Annotated in this window: 17 protein-coding genes; 11 read left to right on the plus strand and 6 right to left on the minus strand. The window is 33.5% G+C overall.

Annotated elements, in window-relative coordinates; all coding sequences use genetic code 11:
- Positions 1-47 precede the first annotated feature (47 nt).
- From VIM70_RS18030 to xdhC, 7 genes are all read left to right on the plus strand, one after another.
- Positions 48-584, plus strand: a complete 537-nt coding sequence (locus tag VIM70_RS18030; RefSeq protein WP_331947171.1) for an NUDIX domain-containing protein — start codon at positions 48-50, stop codon at positions 582-584.
- A 270-nt stretch (positions 585-854) separates the two neighbouring features.
- Positions 855-1505, plus strand: coding sequence for a glycerophosphodiester phosphodiesterase family protein (locus tag VIM70_RS18035; protein WP_331947172.1), 651 nt, complete (start codon positions 855-857; stop codon positions 1503-1505).
- A gap of 49 nt (positions 1506-1554) precedes the next feature.
- Entirely contained in the window at positions 1555-2316 is a 762-nt protein-coding gene (locus tag VIM70_RS18040; RefSeq protein ID WP_331947173.1) for a YdcF family protein, read from the plus strand.
- 175 nt (positions 2317-2491) lie between these two features.
- Positions 2492-3850 (plus strand): 8-oxoguanine deaminase, encoded by a 1359-nt coding sequence (locus tag VIM70_RS18045; protein ID WP_331947174.1) that lies wholly within the window; start codon positions 2492-2494, stop codon positions 3848-3850.
- 79 nt (positions 3851-3929) lie between these two features.
- Positions 3930-6209, plus strand: a complete 2280-nt coding sequence (gene xdhA, locus VIM70_RS18050; protein ID WP_331947175.1) for a xanthine dehydrogenase subunit XdhA — start codon at positions 3930-3932, stop codon at positions 6207-6209.
- 21 nt (positions 6210-6230) lie between these two features.
- A complete protein-coding gene (gene xdhB / locus VIM70_RS18055) occupies positions 6231-7118 on the plus strand; it encodes a xanthine dehydrogenase subunit XdhB (protein ID WP_331947176.1) in 888 nt (295 codons plus the stop codon).
- Positions 7111-7599 carry a xanthine dehydrogenase subunit XdhC gene (gene xdhC, locus VIM70_RS18060; RefSeq protein ID WP_331947177.1) on the plus strand — a complete coding sequence of 163 codons (489 nt, stop codon included), beginning with the start codon at positions 7111-7113 and terminating at the stop codon, positions 7597-7599. Before xdhB ends, xdhC begins: the two co-directional genes overlap by 8 nt.
- A 100-nt stretch (positions 7600-7699) precedes the next feature.
- Here xdhC and VIM70_RS18065 read toward each other — a convergent pair whose 3' ends face one another.
- The 6 genes from VIM70_RS18065 to VIM70_RS18090 all read right to left on the minus strand — a co-directional run bounded on the left by VIM70_RS18065 (position 7700) and on the right by VIM70_RS18090 (position 13660).
- Positions 7700-8164, minus strand: coding sequence for a nucleoside deaminase (locus VIM70_RS18065; protein ID WP_331947178.1), 465 nt, complete (start codon positions 8162-8164; stop codon positions 7700-7702).
- Between the two features lie 12 nt (positions 8165-8176).
- Positions 8177-9106, minus strand: a complete 930-nt coding sequence (gene arcC / locus VIM70_RS18070) for a carbamate kinase (protein WP_331947179.1) — start codon at positions 9104-9106, stop codon at positions 8177-8179.
- A gap of 98 nt (positions 9107-9204) precedes the next feature.
- On the minus strand, positions 9205-10398 hold the full coding sequence (gene ygeW / locus VIM70_RS18075) for a knotted carbamoyltransferase YgeW (protein ID WP_331947180.1): 1194 nt from the start codon (positions 10396-10398) through the stop codon (positions 9205-9207).
- Positions 10399-10425: 27 nt separating this feature from the next.
- The gene (locus tag VIM70_RS18080; RefSeq protein WP_331947181.1) at positions 10426-11736 is read right to left on the minus strand and encodes a YgeY family selenium metabolism-linked hydrolase; all 1311 of its coding nucleotides are present in this window, start codon (positions 11734-11736) and stop codon (positions 10426-10428) included.
- A gap of 55 nt (positions 11737-11791) precedes the next feature.
- On the minus strand, positions 11792-13003 hold the full coding sequence (dpaL, locus tag VIM70_RS18085; RefSeq protein WP_331947182.1) for a diaminopropionate ammonia-lyase: 1212 nt from the start codon (positions 13001-13003) through the stop codon (positions 11792-11794).
- An 18-nt stretch (positions 13004-13021) separates the two neighbouring features.
- The gene (locus VIM70_RS18090) at positions 13022-13660 is read right to left on the minus strand and encodes a helix-turn-helix transcriptional regulator (RefSeq protein WP_331947183.1); all 639 of its coding nucleotides are present in this window, start codon (positions 13658-13660) and stop codon (positions 13022-13024) included.
- A 254-nt stretch (positions 13661-13914) separates the two neighbouring features.
- Between VIM70_RS18090 and ssnA the strand changes: the two genes are divergently transcribed.
- The 4 genes from ssnA to xdh are packed head-to-tail and all read left to right on the plus strand — an operon-like array spanning position 13915 to position 20995.
- Positions 13915-15246 carry a putative aminohydrolase SsnA gene (gene ssnA / locus VIM70_RS18095; RefSeq protein WP_331947184.1) on the plus strand — a complete coding sequence of 444 codons (1332 nt, stop codon included), beginning with the start codon at positions 13915-13917 and terminating at the stop codon, positions 15244-15246.
- A gap of 29 nt (positions 15247-15275) precedes the next feature.
- On the plus strand, positions 15276-17012 hold the full coding sequence (locus VIM70_RS18100; RefSeq protein ID WP_331947185.1) for a selenate reductase: 1737 nt from the start codon (positions 15276-15278) through the stop codon (positions 17010-17012).
- A 19-nt stretch (positions 17013-17031) separates the two neighbouring features.
- On the plus strand, positions 17032-18405 hold the full coding sequence (hydA, locus tag VIM70_RS18105; protein WP_331947186.1) for a dihydropyrimidinase: 1374 nt from the start codon (positions 17032-17034) through the stop codon (positions 18403-18405).
- A complete protein-coding gene (xdh, locus tag VIM70_RS18110; RefSeq protein ID WP_331947187.1) occupies positions 18398-20995 on the plus strand; it encodes a selenium-dependent xanthine dehydrogenase in 2598 nt (865 codons plus the stop codon). The genes hydA and xdh overlap by 8 nt, the downstream gene beginning before the upstream one ends.
- The last annotated feature ends 1 nt before the right edge of the window (position 20996 follow it).

Raw genomic sequence — 20996 nt, forward strand, 5'->3', positions numbered from 1 at the left:
TTATAAAAAGTGATATCAATGTTTTTAAAAAATGAGGTAGTGATTTTATGGAGTTAATTACTGAAATATATGAAGAAAATGTTAGAAATGAAAAATCAGATTCAGAAATGTTTTATAAAGTAAGAAAGGCGTCCAGAGCGGTTATGTTTAATAGCTTAAATCAAATTGCATTACCATTTGTATCTAAGAATATGTACCATAAATTGCCCGGTGGTGGAATTGAAAAAGGCGAGAGTATTATTGAAGCATTAAATCGTGAGGTTATGGAAGAAGTAGGCGCAAAAATAGATATAATATCAGAAATAGGTACTATTATTGAATATAGAGATAAATTTAATCAGTTGCAAATATCTTATTGCTATTTAGCGAAGGTTAATGGAATAGTAGATAGTCCATCTTATACAAATGAAGAATTAGCCGCTGGTTTTAAACTCAAGTGGATGGACTTTGAAGATGCTATTACAACTATTGAAAATGATAAACCCAATGATTATGTAGGAAGATTTATACAAAAAAGAGATTTGGCGTTTTTGAAAAAAGCCAAAGAAATTTTTGAGAGAGATTTCAAATCCATATTTTTATGAAAATAATATTTAATTATAAAATAAGTAGGGATATATTTCTCTGCTTTTTTTTTATAGCTTTTTTAGTTATATATTCAGATAGATCATTTTGGTTTTTCATAATAGCTCCTCTAATATATTTGTATCTTTAAATATGTATTTACATTAGTTTTTACATACTTCGAGTGAATATACATGGTTATTTAAAATGTATTATGATATTCTTAAATTATAAATTTTTACATTTTATATATTATATAATGCGAGAGTTGCATTGCTGTTTATGTAGAAATGTTAGCTACAGGAATCGAGACAGATGTTCAGTTAACAAAGGACGGTATATTAGTACTTATTCATGATGAAATGGTGGATAGGACTACAAATGGACATGGAAATGTTCTGGATTTTACCTACAATGAACTAAATAAGTTAGATGCAGGTTCATGGAAGGGTGAAGAGTTTACAGGTATTAGAATTCCAACTGTTGAGGAGCTTATTTATATAACTATTGATAAAAACATTATTATTAACTTTGAAATTAAAAATGGAATAGTAATATATGAAGACATTGAGCAAAAACTTATTGATTTAATTTATAAACATAAGATGAAAGAGAAAGTGATTTTATCTAGTTTTAATCATTATTCTATTGTCAAATGCCATAAGATATCTAAAGAAATTAAGACGGGAATATTATATATAGAAGAAATTTACAAACCTTACAATTATGTTAAAACTGTGGGGGCAAATGCAATTCATCCACATTTTAATGTTATGAATGAGGAAATAATAAAAGAGGTTAAAAAACACAAAATTCAAATAAATGTGTTTACTGTTGATAATGAGGAGCAGATGAGATTTTATATAGATATGAAAGTTGATGGCATTATAACTAATTATCCAGATAAACTCCATAAAATAATGGCAGATAACAAAAGATAATAGTAATAACATACTGAATTGTATCTACCTAGAGAAGTTAGGGGAAATTATGAAAAATAAGGGCAATTTATACGTAGTTTTAGGGGTATTATGTGAAGTCTATTTTATAGGAACAATAATATTTGGCGGGAGAGTAAATTTTGCAGAATTTTATCTTGGTTTGGGGATTTTATTAATAACACTCGGATTATTTAAGCGAAAAAGTAAAAAAGAATATATTTTAATAAGACCAGGTAAGATTAGAACAATAATAAAAACATGTTTTATTATAGTTCTAATATCATTTGTATTTATCGAAGCTTTAATAATTCAAGCAGCTATATCAAAGCATACACAAAAAAGCGATTATCTAGTAATTTTAGGGGCTGGTATTAGAGGAGAAGTTCCGTCAGTCGCACTATTTCAAAGGCTTTATACTAGTTTAGGGTATCTTAAAATTAATCCTAATGTAAAAATTGTAGTTTCTGGGGGACGTGGCCCTGGTGAAAGCATTACTGAGGCAGAGGCTATGAAAAGGTTTTTAATTAAAAACGGGGTATCAAATAATCAGATAATAATGGAAGAAAAGTCGACAAATACATTAGAAAATATGAAATTCACGGCAGCAATTTTACAAGGATTACAGAAAAAAAGAAATATAGAAGTAACTATTGTAACAAATAATTTTCATATGTTAAGAGCTGAATTTTTAGCTAGAAGGCAGGGATTAAAGGCATATGGCTATTCGGCACCACTTCACCCAATGCTTGTCCCTACTTGCTTTGTTCGGGAGTATTTCGCGGTGATAAATTCATTTATATTTGATAGATAAATTTAAATTTTGATAAGAGAACTATTTCACTTTAAAAAACATTCAGAATAAATAATGTTTTCCAAAATTGATTATTGACTTACATTAACCTGATGATATACTAAATTTATAGTTATATATTAATTTTGTTTTAATGTATAAAATATAATTAGAGAATTTAGGTTAGGAGATAATTATGAAAAATTCAATTTTTATTAAAAACATAAAATACCTTGTAACATGTGATGATAAAAACAATTTATTTGAAAATATAAATATTTATATTACAGACGGTGAAATTAAATATATTGGAAATGAAGTTAGATTAGCTGAAAAGATTATAGATGCAACTGATATGGTAGTGTATCCAGGGCTTATTAATACACATCATCATCTTTATCAGATTTTCACTAGAAATATTCCGGAAGTTCAGAATATGGAGTTATTTCCATGGCTAAAATACTTGTATGAGATTTGGAAAAATCTAAATAGCGATGTTATTATGTATAGTTCACTTTGTGGAATGGGGGAACTTCTAAAAACAGGTTGTACAACTTGTTTTGATCATCATTATGTATTTCCAAAAAATCAAAGTAATCTAATTGAAACCCAGTTCGAGGCGGCAAAAAAACTAGGTATTAGAATGCATTCGTCTAGAGGGAGTATGTCACTTAGCATTAAGGATGGGGGGCTTCCACCAGATTCTGTAGTTCAAGGCGTCGACGAGATTTTAAAAGATAGCGAGTATCTAGTGAATAAATTCCATGACAAAAGCCGTTTTTCTATGAGGCAGGTTGCAATTGCTCCTTGTTCACCATTTAGTGTTACGGGAACTTTAATGAGTGAATCAGCAAAACTTGCAAGAAAACTTGGGGTACGGCTTCACACACATCTTGCAGAAACAAAAGATGAGGAAAATTTCACACTTGAGAAATTCAATAAACGTCCTCTTGAGTACATGGAAAGCCTCGGTTGGTTAGGCTCTGATGTGTGGTTTGCACATGGCATTCACTTTAACGATGATGAGCTGAAATTGCTCGCAAAAACTGGAACGAGTATAGCACATTGTCCTGTATCTAACATGAAATTATCATCTGGAATTGCAAATGTGCCTCAAATGTTAAAACTTAAGGTGCCTGTTGGACTTGGGGTTGATGGAAGTGCAAGTAACGATGGCTCAAATATGCTTGAAGAACTTAGAGTTGCATTTTTACTGCACAGATTAAACTCAGGTAAAAATGCACCTACAGGATATGACTTACTAAAGATTGCCACCCGAGGTGGTGCAAAAGTTCTTGGACGAGATGATATTGGAAAATTATCTGTTGGAATGGCCGCAGATTTATTTATGATTAATCTAAACAGGATAGAACTTGTAGGTACAGGTCTTGACCCTAAATCTTTACTGTGCACAGTAGGATTTAAAGGTGCCGTAGACTATACCATTGTAAACGGTAGGGTTGTAGTTGCAAAAGGCGTCCTCCAAAATATTGATGAAGAAAAGATTTATCACGAAAGTGATGTTGTGGCAAAGAAGTTTATTAGAGGTTATTGAATATAGCAATGATACATCCAACATACTAAGGAAAAATCCACTATTTTAAGGATAAATCCACCATATAAGGAGGGTAAAAATGAGTATTGGGAAAAGTATTAAAAGGGTTGATGCTTTCGATAAAGTAACTGGGCGTGCACAATATACTGATGATTTTAGGTTGAATAACGCTCTAGTTGCTAAAGTGCTTCATAGTAATATTGCAAGTGGAATTGTTAAAGACATTGATATTTCCAAGGCAATGAAACTTAAGGGTGTTGTAAAAATTATAACTTGCTTTGATGTTCCTGATATTAAATTCCCAACAGCGGGGCATCCTTATTCAATTGATCCGGGTCATGCAGATGTAGCCGACAGGAAGTTACTTAATCAAGTAGTAAGATATTATGGTGATGATATAGCTGCCATCGTTGCTAAAGATAGTATTACAGCAATAAAAGCTATGAATCTTATCAAGGTTGAATACGAGGAATATGAACCGTTATTGTCTATTGAAGCAGCTTTGAAAGAAGGCGCAAAAGCAATAAACGCGGATTATCCGGATAATATTCTAGCTCATACAAGTTTTGAAATTGGTAATTATGATAATGCTATAAAAGAACAAGGCCTACTTGTCTTTGAAGGAGAATATGAAACTTCTCCTGTTAAGCATTGCCATATTGAAAATCCTATTTCTTATGCATATGCAGAGGGAAAAAGAATTGTTGTTGTGTCATCAACCCAAATTCCTCATATTGTACGGCGCGTAATTGGTCAAGCACTTGGGGTTGAGTGGGGAAAAATCAGAGTTATTAAGCCGTATATAGGTGGAGGATTTGGTAATAAACAAGAAGTCCTTTATGAACCACTAAATGCTTATTTATGCCAAGTTGTAGGTGGTAGATGTGTTAAACTTGATATTTCTCGTGAAGAAGATTTTGCTAATACTCGCACTCGTACTGCTATGAAAATTAAAATTAAAAGTTATATAAGACCAAATGGACGTTTTGTTGCTAGAAAAGTAGAGATCTATGGAAATAAGGGCGCTTATGCATCACATGGTCATAGTGTAACTAATAAAGCAGGTCATGCATTTAAACAGATATACCAAGATGAAATTGCAACTAAAGGTGATATGTATTCAGTGTTTACAAATATGCCACCATCTGGCGCTATGCGTGGATATGGGATACCACAAATTTCTTTTGCACTTGAATCCCATGTTGATGATATTGCAAGAGAATTTGGCTTAGATAGAATTGAAATAAGAAAACTTAATGCTATGAAAATTGGGTTTGTTGATAATCAAGTTGTATGTAATAGTAATGGGCTATATGAATGCATTGAAAAAGGTAGAAAATATATTGATTGGGATAATAAAATTAAAGAATACCAAAATCAAACTGGACCAGTGCGGCGCGGTGTTGGTATGGCAATATTTAGTTATGCAACTGGAGTTTTTCCAATATCACTAGAAACAGCATCTTGTAGAATTGTGCTTAATCAAGATGGATCTGTTCAAGTTCAAATGGGTGCTACGGAAATAGGCCAAGGGGCAGATACAATATTTGCACAAATGGTGTCAGAGGTTCTTACTATCACAATTGATAATGTTCATATGATATCAACTCAAGATACAGATATTACACCGTTTGATACAGGTGCTTATGCATCAAGGCAATCTTATGTGTCAGGTATGGCAGCTAAAAAAACTGCTCTGAAGCTTAAAGAAAAAATATTGGAGCATGCGAGTTTCATGCTAAATATTACTATTGTTAATCTTGATCTTAAAGATAATAATATTATAAACAAGGAAACTGGCGAAATATTAGTAACACTAAAAGAAGTTGCTATGGATGTTTTATACAATGTAGAAAAATCAGTTCACTTAACAGCTGAGGAAACAAACCAATGTAAAACAAATACATTCTCATTTGGAGTATGTTTTGTGGATATTGAAGTTGATATTCCAGTTGGTAAAATTAAAATAAATAAAATTATTAATGTTCATGATTGCGGCAAGGTTCTTAATCCACAGCTTGCAGAGGCACAGGTACATGGTGGAATGAGCATGGGACTTGGGTATGCGTTAACTGAGCAACTTTTGTTTGACGACGTTACTGGAAAAATGCTTAATGATAATTTGCTTGATTATAAACTTCCAACTATTATGGATACACCACATTTGGAAGTGCAATTTGCGCAGACATACGATGAGACTGGCCCTTTTGGTAATAAGGCACTAGGAGAACCACCTTCAATTCCTGTTGCACCTGCTATAAGAAATGCTGTGTTAAATGCTACAGGAATTCGTTTCAATGTACTTCCGTTAACGCCACAAAGACTTGTAGAAAAATTTAAAAAGCAAAATTTGATATAAGAAAAGGAGGCGACATAACAAATGTATGATATTGAAAAAATATATAGTGCAACTAATGTTAAAGATGTTATTAAGCATCTTGTAGCTGATCCAAGTGCCATAATTATTGCAGGTGGAAGTGATGTACTTATAAAAATTCGTCATGGAAAGCTTGCTGGGTGTAGCCTTGTGAGTATTTATGGATTAGATGAGCTAAGGGGAGTATCTATGGAGGATGATGGAAACATCAAAATAGGTGCACTTACAAGTTTTTCACATATTACAAAAAATAAAATCATTCAAAAATATATTCCAATACTTGGTCAAGCGGTTGATGAGATAGGAGGTCCACAATTAAGGAACATTGGCACAATTGGAGGAAATATATCAAATGGTGTTACTAGTGCTGACAGCGCATCGACGTTATTTGCACTGAATGCTATTCTAGAAATAGAAGGACCAAACGGTATAAGAGTTATCCCTATTTCGGACTATTATACAGGGCCAGGGAAAGTTAACCTAAAAAATGGTGAAATACTTACATTTATTTATATTACAAAAGAAAATTATGAAAACTTTTTTGGAAACTATATTAAATATGCTATGCGTAATGCAATGGACATTGCTACATTAGGATGTAGCGTAACTTGTAAACTCAATATGGAAAAGGATATTATAGAAGACGTACATCTTGCATTTGGCGTTGCGGGGCCCGTTCCTATGAGATGCCCTAAAGCTGAAGAATCTATAAAAGGAATGAAAATAACAAACGAAATGTTAAATATATTTGGAGATGCAGCAGAATCAGAAGTTAACCCTCGGTCCTCTTGGCGTGCATCTAAAGACTTCCGTCTTCACCTTGTTAACGAATTAAGTAAACGATCGTTAAAGGAAGCAATAAGAAATTCAGGAGGTGTAATCAATGGCTAATGTTATTTTAAACTTTATAGTAAATGATGAACCTACACAACTTATGATTGATGATAGAAATTCACTAACTGATGTTCTTCGAGATCAACTTCACCTTATGAGTGTTAAAAAAGGTTGTGAGGTTGGAGAATGTGGAGCTTGTACTGTTCTTATTAATGGAGAGGCTTTTGATTCTTGTATTTATCTTGCAATTTGGGCAGAAGGTAAAGAAATCCTTACAACTGAAGGATTAATGGACGCAGATGGAAATATATCTGATATTCAAGAAGCATTTATTGATGAGGGAGCTGTCCAATGTGGATTCTGTACATGTGGATTTGTTATGTCATCTATTCCTATTCTTGAAGATGAGAAAAAGTATTCCACGGATGAAATAAAAAAAGGACTTTCAGGTAATCTTTGCCGTTGCACAGGATATGAAAACATACTAAATGCAGTAGAAAAAGTTAAAACACATAACTGTAAAAACCATAAAATATGATATTTTTAATTTTGTTTAGCAAAGCACTTCCATAACTAATTCTCCTCGACCAGTTTACAGGTACTGAGAGGTGAATTAAACGGAAGTGCTTTTTTATAACCTAATATTGTACTCTATCTATTTTACTTTTCCATTTTTTAAAAGGCTCTAGGCTCTCTTCCCTATCAACTTGTAGCACCTCAACTTGGAGTTCTTTTGCAACTCCGCAAATTACATCATAAATATATTGATCATCAAAATCAATGTTTGCAGCATCTTTCCTTGTTGAACCATAATAAAGTGTTTTTATTTTTGCCCAATGAATTGCTGCAAAACACATAGGACAAGGTTCACAAGAGGAGTATATTACGCAATCTGATAAATCAAATCTGCCAAGTAGACTTGAAGCTTTTCTAATGGCAGTAACCTCAGCATGGGCAGTAGGATCATTTGTCTTAACCACTTCATTATGAGCGGTACTTATAATCTCACCATTCCGTACAATAACAGCACCGAAAGGACCACCATCATTTCCTTTCATTCCAGATAAAGCTTCATCTATAGCTATTTTCATGAATTCATTCATTAAAACACCGCCTTATTTTATAATAGTGCCTGTTTTACCTGATATACCATCCATAGCTTTATCAAGTAGGGTTATAAGTGAATATCTTCCTTCTTTTGAAGAGGCAAAATCCATTGCAGCTTCTACTTTAGGAAGCATTGAACCAGGTGCAAAGTGACCTTCTTTAACATATTGTTTAGCTTTATCAACAGTAATATTATCAAGCCATTTTTCATCTGATTTACCAAAGTTTATAGCAACTTTTTCTACGGCGGTTAAAATGATAAGGCAATCTGCATCAAGTTCTTTTGCAAGTATGCAACTGGCAAAATCTTTATCAATGACAGCACTTACACCTCTTAGGTGATTACCTTCTTTTATAACAGGTATACCACCACCACCACAGGCGATAACAACTTGACCAATACTCACCAAAGATTTTATGGTTTCAATTTCAACAATTCCTACTGGTTTTGGGGAAGCAATAACTACCCTATAACCACGACCAGAGTCTTCAATTACATGCTCACCATTATTTATGCATTTATCAGCTTCTTCCTTTGACATGAAACTTCCAATAGGTTTTGTAGGGTGTTTAAAGGCTTTATCTGTGATATCCACTTCAACTTGTGTTATTACAGTTGAAACATTTTTATTAATATTACGATTAAGCAGTTCTTCTCTTAGTGCATTTTGTAAATCGTAACCAATATAAGCTTGACTCATTGCAACGCAGACAGACATAGGACATTTTGAGTATTTAGGATTATTTTTATGAAGCTCATTCATAGCAATATTAATCATACCTACCTGAGGTCCGTTTCCATGAGATAAAACAACATCATTACCATCTTCTATAAGATCAACTATAGCCTTAGCAGTGGATTTTACAGCTGTCATTTGTTCTTTTAAATTGCTACCAAGAGCATTACCACCTAATGCGATTACAATTCTTTTTTTCATAATACTATCCTTTCTTTAATTAATTTAATTTTTAGTAATAAAGCCTATGCAAATTTAGCATTATATAGACTTTTATTAAGTGAAATAAATTTAGAATGTTATTTTATTTCACGTCTAATATTGCATTTTTCAAGGGTTGCTAATACTCCTTGTGGATTTTTAATTTTGCTTAAGAAAATCATAGCAGCTATCGTGTACGGTTTATAACTAGCTTGTTTGTAAAGTGGTTTGCGATAATTATCAAATACGGAGGCATCAACTTCTCCAACCTCGCAGTTAACTCCAGAGATATCCGCTGGAAGGCAATGAAGATAAAGTGCTTTTCCGTCTTTTGTTGTTTTCATAAGTTCCTCCGTGCACTGCCAATCTTTATGCTCAGCATTTTGGGTAAGGAGTTCCTTTTCAAGTGTTTTTATACCAGTATCGTCACCTTTGCCATATAAATCTGTTCTCTTTTCCATAGCAATAAAAGGTGCCCAGCTCTTAGGGTAAACTATGTCGGCATCTTTAAAGGCTTCTTCCATAGAATTTGTTTTTCTAAAGGAACCACCAGATTCTGTTGCATTTTTTATTGCAAGCTCTTCAATATCACTCATAACTTCGTAACCTTCTGGATGTGCAAGAACAACGTCCATACCAAAACGGGTTAAAAGTCCTATTATTCCTTGGGGAACTGATAATGGCTTACCATAAGATGGAGAATATGCCCATGACATAGCAATTTTTTTACCTTTTAAATTTTCAATCCCACCAAATTCATTAATAAGATGGAGAAAATCAGCCATGCATTGAGTAGGATGATCTATATCACATTGCAAACTAACAAGGGTTGGACGTTGCTCTAGAGTTCCTTCTTCTTTACCTTCTTGTACGGCTTTAGATACTTCTCTCATATAAGAATTACCTTTTCCTATATACATATCATCGCGGATACCTATAACATCTGCCATGAAAGAAATCATGTTAGCAGTTTCTCTTACTGTTTCACCATGAGCAACCTGAGATTTACCTTCATCAAGATCTTGAACTTCAAGTCCAAGTAGGTTGCAAGCAGAAGTAAAACTAAATCTTGTACGAGTTGAATTGTCACGAAACAGTGAAATTCCAAGGCCACTATCAAAAATCTTTGATGATATGTTATTTACTCTTAATTTTTTAAGCGCTTCGGCAACTGTGAACACTGACTCTAGTTCATCCTTTGATTTTTCCCAGGTAAGAAGAAAATCATTATTATACATGTTTTTAAAATCTAGTGTGTTAAGTTTGTTGATGTATTTATCCATTAAAGCCATTTTTTAAACACCCCTTTATATTAAGTATTATTTATTTTTGCAATATATTGTTGGGAGAGCAGCGTATACAGCAGCACATTTAACTAGGTCTGCCTTCCAAGTTTTTTCATTTGGGGCATGTGCCTGAGATTCTGCACCAGGTCCGAATCCTATGCATGGTATTCCATGACGACCCATTATAGCAACACCGTTTGTTGAGAATGTCCATTTATCAGTAAGCGGACGAGCTTTTCTCATTTCATCAGTGCTCGCAGAGCCGCTTCTTGTCGCGCCGAACATTCCTTTGTATGATTCTTCCATTGACTTAACAACAGCATGATCTTCAGGAATAACCCATGTAGGGAAGTAGCAATCCTGAGGGTATGAAAGTCCAGTCCAGCTTTTTTTGTCATATTTATACATAGTAACTTTAGCATTGTATTTTTTAGCAGCTGGAAGTTGACGAATTTCTTCTAAGCAACTTTCAAAGGTTTCTCCAGATGTCATACGACGATCTAATGAAACTGAGCAAGAATCAGCTACTGCACAACGGCTTGGTGAAGTAAAGAATATTTCAGATGTAGTTACAGTACCACGTCCTAAGAATTTAGCTTCTTCGAATTTAGAATTATATTTTTTATCTAACATTTTTGCGAGACCTTTGATTTGCGTAGAATCAGCAGCATCATTTGTGTTAAGGTTTTTGATATCTATTAATATTTCAGCCATTTTGTAGATTGCGTTGTCTCCTCTTTCTGGGGCTGAACCGTGGCAGGAAACACCCTTAACATCAACACGGATCTCCATACGTCCTCTATGTCCCCTATAGATACCGCTATCAGTTGGCTCTGTGCTTACAACGAATTCAGGTTTGATTTCGCCTTGCTCTATGATGTGTAGCCAGCAGTTTCCGTCACAGTCCTCTTCCTGTACTGATCCAACTACGAGAGCTGTGTAGTCTTCGCTTAACATGCCAAGATCTTTCATTATCTTAGCGCCGTATACTGCTGATACGATACCACCAAGTTGGTCAGACGTACCACGTCCACCAATTTCTTCCTCAGTTTCAAAACCTATATAAGGATCAAATGTCCAGTTGCCGAGCTCCCCAAGACCAACAGTGTCAATATGAGCGTCATATGCTATAAGAGTTTTACCTGTTCCAACATAACCTAAGATATTTCCCTGTGGATCAATTTCTACCTTGTCAAAACCAAGAGAAATCATTTCTTGCTTTATTCTTTTAACAACACCTTCTTCTCCACAGCTTTCGCCAGGGATAGCAATTAAGTCACGTAAGAATTTTGTCATTGCAGTTTTATAACTTTCTGATTTTGCCTTAATACCCTTAAAATCCATTGTTATTCCTCCTCTATTTGAATAAATATTTAATTCTTAACTCATTTATATATTTTTATGATGATGAATAATTACCATCCCATACAATACTGCGATATACATCTGGGTCAGTATCTCCCTCTGTTGAAAACAAGAGTACTTTTGAATCTTCATTAAGTTTTAATGCCTCTTTTAAATCCTTTAATTCATAATTTTTCATAATATTATAGAGAACACCCATTGTTACAGCGCCAGATTCACCAGAAGTAACTGTAGGATCTCCCTTTATAGGTGCAGCAAGTAGTCTCATTCCTTTAGCGGAAACATTATCTGGGCAAGATATAAAAAATGAACTATTGTTTTTCAAAATGTCCCATGATATTGTATTTGGTTCTCCACATGCAAGGCCTGCCATGATGGTTTGCATATCATCAGTTACAATCCTTATATTCCCGTCTTTAGCAGCTGCTGACCTGAATATACAATCGGCCTTATTGGGTTCAACTATAGTAACTATTGGAGGGTTCTTTGGATAAGCATTTCTAAAATATCCTTGAACTGCTCCAGCAAGAGAACCGACACCTGCCTGGATGAATATGTGAGTTGGGGCATCGCAATTACCCGCGTGTAGTTGCTCATTGGCCTCCATTGCCATTGTTCCATAACCTTGCATAATCCAAGATGGTATTTCTTCGTAACCTTCCCAAGCAGTGTCTTGAACAACTACAGAATTTGGAACTTTAGCGGATTCGGCTATTGCGATGCGGACACATTTATCATAGTTTACATCTTCTATTGTAGCTGTGGCATTTTCCCTTTGAATGTTTTTAAGTCTTGTTTCTGATGAGCCTTTTGGCATAAAGACAACAGATTTTTGATTTAATTTGTTAGCGGCCCAGGCGAGTCCACGACCATGATTTCCATCAGTTGCTGTAAAAAATGTTGTTTGTCCGAATTCTTTAAGAAGTTCTTTAGACGAAATAACACCATACGGAAGCTCTGATATATCTCTGCCTAATTTCTTTGCTATGTAACATCCTATTGCAAAAGAACCACCTAAAACCTTAAAAGCATTTAATCCAAATCTATAAGATTCATCTTTTACATAAAGATTTTTAATTCCAAGCAATTTAGCCATATTATCAAGTTTAGCTAAGGGTGTCTTTGAATACTGCGGAAAACTTTTATGAAAAGAAGACGCCTTATTAACTTTTTCCAGGGACATTACATTTAACATTTTATTATCATTTTTAGGGAGTTCATTTGGAACCCATTTTATTTTATTCATAACAAAACCTCCAAAAGTTTATTTTTTTATATCTACATAATTGTAAATTGAATATTTTGAAATTCCGAAAAAACTTGCAATTTTATCACCAGCCTTGGTAATTAAGAAAGCGCCAGCATCATTAAGAAATTGAATAGCATTTATTTTTTCTTCTTTAGTCATAAGTGCAACCGGTTTATTTACTCTTTTTATAGATTCCTCTAATAAATCATCTAGAAGTTGATTTACGTTCTGAGGGATTTTATTACCATCGTAAATATTTTCTTTATGACTAATTAAAGATTCTATGCAATTACTAGCTATAGTGAGTTCTGTAATATCATAGTTTATGGCAAATATACCAATAGGAATATTTTCGTCATTTCTTATATATATAGTACTTGATTTTAAAACCCTACCATCATGAGTTTTTGTAATATAGTTTAAATTATCTTCAACTTCATTAGAATTATCTTTCAAAGCTTTCAAAACAACACGTGAAGCGCTACTAGTGCCGGTTGTCCTCTTAGTGACATCTCCGTTCTCAATAAATAGAATTGGGTAGTCCGGGTTGCCAGAAGATAAGTCATGTATAACAACTTCGCAATTTCTCCCAAATTGAGATGAAATGCCCTTCGCTAAATTTTTTAAAAAATCTAAATTACTATTAATATCCATAATAAACCTCTCTATCACTTTTATAATAAATATATGAGTTTATAACTCATTAAAATTTTGTGAATATTTTATAAATTCAGTATATCAATGTATTTTTCATAAATCAATGAAATATACAAAAAAATTTTAAACTTACAAAAAAATTAATAAAACAAATTGAATAAAATAGAAGATAATGATAGAATAAATTTAGAATAGTAAAAATAATGAATTAATTCCAAGTTATTTTAAAAATATATTATAGGGGGCATTTTATGATTCTAATAGGCAATGGGAAGTTATTGACTAGAGATGAGGACAATACATTCATTGAGGATGGGTGTGTATGTATTGATGCTAATATTATAGTTGACATGGGAACTACAGAGCAAATGAAGAAAAAACACAGGTTCGCGCAGTTTGTAGATGCTAAAAAAGGTTTAATTATGCCAGGAATGATAAATACTCATCATCACGTATATAGTGCATTTGCTCGTGGCCTTTCAATTATTGGAAATAACCCTAAAAACTTTTTAGATATTCTCACTGGAATGTGGTGGAAGTTAGATAGATTATTAACCCTGGAAGATGTGAAATATAGTGCATATGCAACCTTCCTAGATTGTATAAGAAATGGTGTTACAACGGTTTTTGATCATCATGCAAGCTATGGTAGTATAAATGGAAGCTTATTTCAAATAGCTGGTGTTGCTAAAAAGCTTGGAATTCGCTCATCTTTATGTTATGAAGTTTCTGATAGAGATGGAGAAGACAAAATGAGACAAGCTGTAAATGAGAATGTTGATTTTATGAAAGAAGCTAAAAATGATTCCTCAGATATGCAAAAGGGTATGATGGGACTTCATGCGTCATTCACTTTAAGTAATGAAACACTAGAGTATTGCACAGGTAATATGCCATATGATGCTGGGTATCATGTACATACAGCAGAAGGTATAGATGACGTATATGATTCGCTAAAAAAATATAATAAAAGAATAGTAAATCGTTTATTTGATTTTGATATTTTAGGAGAAAAAACTATTGCTGTTCATTGTATACACATTAATAATGGTGAGATGGATTTGTTAAAACGAACGAATACAATGGTTGTTCACAATCCAGAATCTAATATGGGTAATGCCGTAGGATGTACACCAGTTCTTGAACTTGTTAAAAAAGGAATAACTTTAGGACTTGGAACTGATGGATATACAAGTGACATGTTTGAATCAATGAAGGTTGCAAATATATTGCAGAAACATCATAACTGTAACCCATCTGTTGGATGGGGTGAAGTGCCTTTAATGACATTTGAGAATAACGCAAAGATAGCTAATAGATTCTTTGAAAAACCGCTTGGAGTTATAAAAAAAGGGGCTTATGCTGATATTATAGTAGTTGAATATGATCCTCTAACCCCATTAAATGAAAGTAATGTAAATTCTCATATTTTATTTGGAATTAACGGAAGATGTGTAACAACTACAATTATAAATGGTAAAATTCTTATGAAGGACCGAGAAATAATAGGAGTTGATAATGGAAAAATAATGGCAAAGTCAAGAGAATTATCAAAAGAATTATGGAATAAAATAAATATATAAATATTATAAAAAAGAGGGGGGTATTTCACATGGGTGACAGAATGAAACCTATTCCATTTGAAAAATTAATGGCGTGGGTTCTTGAAGAAAATAAAAAATATGGGAAAATATTTGGGGTAAAACAATTTTATAAAAAGCAGGACGATAAAGTTCTTGAAATATTTGGAGAAAAAATTGAAACACCTTTTGGACCTGCTGCTGGGCCTCATACGCAACTAACGCAAAATATTATAGCAGCATATGTTTCTGGATGCAGATTTTTTGAATTAAAAACAGTACAAACTCTGGATGGTGAAGATCTAGTTGTGCAAAAACCATGTATAAGAGCAGAGGACGAGTGTTATAACATAGAGTGGTCAACTGAACTTACAGTAACAGAAGCATATGATGAGTACGTTAAGGCTTGGTTTGCTTTAAAAATATTATCAAAAGAACTTAAGCTAGGAAGTCCCGATGGATTTATATTTAATATGAGCGTAGGATATGATTTTAAAGGAATTTCCTCACCTAAAATAGATGAATTTATTATGGGTCTTAAAGATGCATCTAAGAGCAACATATGGAAAGAATGCAAAGAATATATTCTGCAAAACATAGACAAATTTGAAAACATAGATAGTGAATATGTTGAGGGAATATCACCTAATGTATGTAAATCTATAACATTATCAACAATGCATGGATGTCCATCACAAGAAATTAAGAGCGTCGCAACTTATTTAATAAATGAAAAAGGACTAAATACCTATGTAAAATGTAACCCTACATTATTAGGTTATGAATTTGTACGTAAAACCTTGGACCAAATGGGATATGAATATGTATCATTTGATGATAGTCACTTTAAGGATGACTTGCAATTTACTGATGCCGTTTCTATGTTTAGAGATTTACAAGATTTAGCAAAAGAAAAAGGTCTGTCATTTGGTGTAAAACTTACAAATACAGTCCCTGTTCAGATTAAAAATGCTGAGTTACCAGGCGATGAGATGTATATGTCGGGGAAAGCTCTCTATCCTATAGCGATAGCGCTTGCCTATAAACTTTCAAAAGAATTTGATGGAAAACTAAAAATATCATATTCAGGAGGGGCTGACATTTTAAACATAGCTAATATATTTGAAACAGGTATATGGCCTATAACTATAGCATCAACACTTTTAAAAGTTGGCGGATATCAGAGATGTATTCAAATTGCTAAAAAATTAGAGAAGTTAGAATATGACAATAAATACAGTATGGATAATCAGAAATTAAGAGAACTTAAAGATAAATCAGTAAAAGATATTTATTATATAAAGTCTGAAAAAGCAATTACGAGGGCCAAAATAAATAGAAAAGTAACATTAACAAATTGTTTTAGTGCGCCAAGTCTAACAGATAGCAATCAGCGTACAAGAATATGTGAAAACTGCGTAGGGGTATGCCCTAATCGCGCAAATGTAACTATAAAAATAAAAGATAATGAAAAACATCAAATAATTCATTTAGATAAAATATGTAATGAATGTGGAAACTGTGAAATGTTCTGTCCGTATGATAGCGCACCATATAAACAAAAATTTACATTGTACAACTCAGAAGAGGATTTTAAAGAGAGTCAAAACAGTGGGTTTTTAATAATTAACAAAGATGAAAAAATTGTGAAAGTCAGATTAGACGGCAAAGAAATAAACGTTAATCTTAAAGAAAGTAATTCAGGAATACCTGAAGACATTGAAAATATGATTTTGGCGGTAATTTCAAATTATAATTATATTATTTAAAAATTGGTGAGGTGATTGTATGTCAATTATTATAAAAAATGGAACTATTGTAACTCCAAGAAGGAGCTATATTTCTGATATCAAAGTTGAAGAAGAGTTAATAAAGGATATTGGCGAAAATTTGGAAAATGATAAAGCTTTAATTATAGATGCAACGGGGTGTCTAATATTCCCAGGATTTATTGATTCACATACTCACTTTGATTTGGATACAGGATACACTAGAACTGCAGATAATTTCAAAACAGGGACTGCTGCAGCTATCGTAGGTGGAACTACAACAATTTTAGACTTTGCAACTCAAAATAAAGGCGAAACTTTAAGTCAAGCCCTAAAAAATTGGTTTAATTTAGCCAAAGATATTTCAAGTTGTGATTATGGATTTCATATGGCAATAACTCAGTGGAATGACGATATAAAAAATGAACTTAAGATAATGAAAGAGCAGGGAATAACATCATTTAAAGCATATATGGCTTATGATAATTTGCGTCTTAATGATGGAGAAATATATGATATGTTAAAGGCACTTAAAAAGTATAATGGCATTCTTGCCGTTCATTGTGAAAATGGTGACCTTGTAAATACTTTGATAAAAGAACAACTGAGTATTGGAAATGTCACCCCGGCAGCTCATCCATTATCAAGACCTAATATTGTTGAAGCCGAAGCTGTATCAAGGTTTATTGATATAGCAAAAATAGCTGATGCTCCTATATATATTGTACATCTAAGTACTAAAGAATCATTAGAAGTAGTAATAAGCGCAAGAAAAAAAGGGCAAAAGATATATGTAGAAACATGTCCTCAATATCTGCTCTTAGATGATAGTTTATATTTATCAAAGGATTTCGAGAGTGCTAAATATGTTTTATCACCACCTTTAAGAAAAAAAGAAGATATAGAAACATTATGGAAAGCCTTATCCGGGGATGTTATAGATACAATTGGCACAGATCATTGTAGTTTTAATTTTAAAGGTCAAAAAGACCATGGAATAAATGATTTTAGTAAAATACCAAATGGTATGCCAGGGGTGCAGCATAGACCAATACTTATGTATACCTATGGAGTTGATAGTGGCAAAATAACTAAAGAGCAAATGTGCGCTTTGCTTAGCGAAAATACATCAAGAATTTTTGGAATGTATCCTAGGAAAGGAGTACTGCAAGTTGGAAGTGATGCAGATATAGTTGTATTTGATCCAAGGATTAAGGGAATTATATCTAAAGATAATCAAAAACAAAATGTAGATTATACACCTTTCGAAGGTTTTAAAACTAAAGGATATGCCAGACATGTTTTTCTAAGAGGAACACAGGTTGTAGCGGATGGAAATATTATAAAAGAAAATTGTGGAAAATATATAAAACGGGGTGGCCAGAATGTTTAGCTTTGTTGTAAATGGAAATAAAGTTCAATCAAAGGCAGATGTAAAACTAATTACTTTTTTAAGAGAAGAATTGAATTTAACATCAGTTAAAAATGGGTGCTCTGAAGGCGCCTGCGGAACATGTATGGTTTTAGTCGACGGCGTTGCTAAAAAAGCATGTGTGTTGAAAACAAGTAAACTTGCGGGCAAAAATATTATAACGGTTGAAGGACTGTCAAGCCGAGAAAAAGATGTGTATGGGCATGCGTTTATGGAGGCAGGTGCAGTTCAGTGCGGGTTTTGTACTCCGGGAATGGTTATAAGTTCAAAGGGATTAATTGATAAGGTAGAAAATCCAACAGAGGATGAAATTAAAAATGCACTTAAAGGAAATATATGTCGCTGCACAGGATATGTGAAAATAATAGATGCTGTTAAGCTTGCGTCTAAATTATTAAGAGAAAATACTCAAGTGCCTAAATGTACTTGCAAAGGTCTTGTTGGAGAAAATCTAAATAGGATTGATGCTATGGGTAAAGTTCTCGGCACAGCAGAATATGTGGATGATATGCGAATAGAAGGTATGATTTATGGTGGAGCTGTTAGAACAAAATATCCACGTGCCTTAATTAAAAAAATAGATGTTGACAAAGCTAAGAATTTGCAAGGAGTTTATGTTGTAATTACAGCGGATCAGCTTCCGGGAAATCAAAAGGTTGGGCACATTTTTAAAGATTGGGATGTATTAGTACCAGAAGGAGAAATAACTCACTGCATTGGGGATGCTATAGTGCTAATAGCAGCAGAAACTAAAGAAATACTAGAAGAGGCTAAAGCTTTAGTCCAAATTGAGTTTGAGGAATTGACACCTATAACATGTCCAGAAGAATCGCTAAGGGAAGATGCTCCAAAAATCCATTCAAGTGGTAATATCCTTACAACTGAACACTTGGTATTTGGTGATGCGGACAAATACATTAAAAATTCTAAATATAAAGTAACAAACAAATATAATACACCGTTTACTGAACATGCTTTTTTAGAAACAGAAACAGCAGTTGCCGTGCCTGACGGTGATGGTGGAATAATTATATATTGTGCGGACCAAGGAATTTATCAAACAAGGAAGGAATGTTCGCAAGCAATAGGTCTAGATCAAAGTAAGGTAAGAGTTATAAGCAAGATAGTTGGTGGTGGGTTTGGTGGAAAAGAAGATATGAGCGTTCAACACCATGCATCAATTCTTGCTTATTTATCAAACAAACCCGTGAAGGTTGCACTAAGCCGCAAGGAAAGTATAATGGTACACCCAAAACGCCATGCTATGGAGATAGAGATGACAACTGCTTGTGATGAATTTGGATATTTGACTGCTATGAAAGCTATTATAATTGCTGATACAGGTGCCTATGCATCACTGGGTGGACCAGTACTCCAAAGAGCTTGTACCCATGCTGCAGGCCCTTATAGTTATAATAATATTGATATTGTAGGAAAAGCAGTATACACAAATAATCCACCTGCTGGTGCATTTAGAGGTTTTGGGGTAACGCAGAGCTGCTTTGCTATAGAAAGTAACTTAAACCAGCTTGCGCATTTGGCTTCAATAACACCTTTTGAAATAAGATATAGAAATGCAATTAGGCCTGGTGAGGTGCTTCCTAATGGTCAAATCGCAGATCCGTCAACATCTATTGTGGAAACATTGGACGCAGTGAGAGAAATATGTGAGCAAAATCCAAAAGCAGGGATAGCTTGTGCTATAAAAAATACTGGCCTTGGGGTTGGGCTTCCGGATATTGGACGTTGCAAATTAATTGTAGAGAATGGAAAAGTATATATTCATAGCAGTGCAGCTTGTATTGGACAGGGACTTGGAACTATTTTAACGCAAATAGTTTGTGAAACACTTAATATTTCATCAGACATGGTTGAATATGGGGCACCAGATACTTCTACTTGCCCTGATTCTGGAAATACAACAGCTTCCCGTCAAACCTTATTCACAGGTGAGGCAACAAAAGTGGCAGCTAGAAGACTTCTTGATACGTTAACTTACCAAACATTAGAAAATCTAGATGGTCAAGAATTTTATGGAGAATTTAGCGGTATAACTGATAAGATGAGTTCAGTTAAACAAAATCCTGTAAGTCATGTTGCTTATGGTTATGCAACTCATGTTGTTATTTTAAATGATGATGGCAAATTATCAAAGGTTATTGCAGTTCATGATGTTGGAACTCCAATAAATCCTAGAAATATTGAGGGTCAAATTGAAGGTGGAGTAGTTATGAGCCTTGGGTATGCACTTACAGAAAATTATCCACTAAAAAATAGCATACCAACTGCAAAATTTGGGACACTGGGATTATTTAAAATAGGAGATATACCAAAAATAGAATCTATTATATTAGGTAGGGGGAATACTAATCTTGCTTATGGGGCAAAAGGAATAGGAGAGATATGTTCAATTCCTACTGCTCCAGCTGTTGCTGGTGCGTATTATAATTATGATGGAGAGTTTAGAACAAAGTTACCTCTTGTAAATACACCTTACAGTGTAAATACACCTTACAGTGTAAATACACCATATAGTAGAAAAGATAAGTGAT

The organism is Clostridium sp. (assembly GCF_036569345.1).
GTDB lineage: Bacteria > Bacillota > Clostridia > Clostridiales > Clostridiaceae > Clostridium_AD.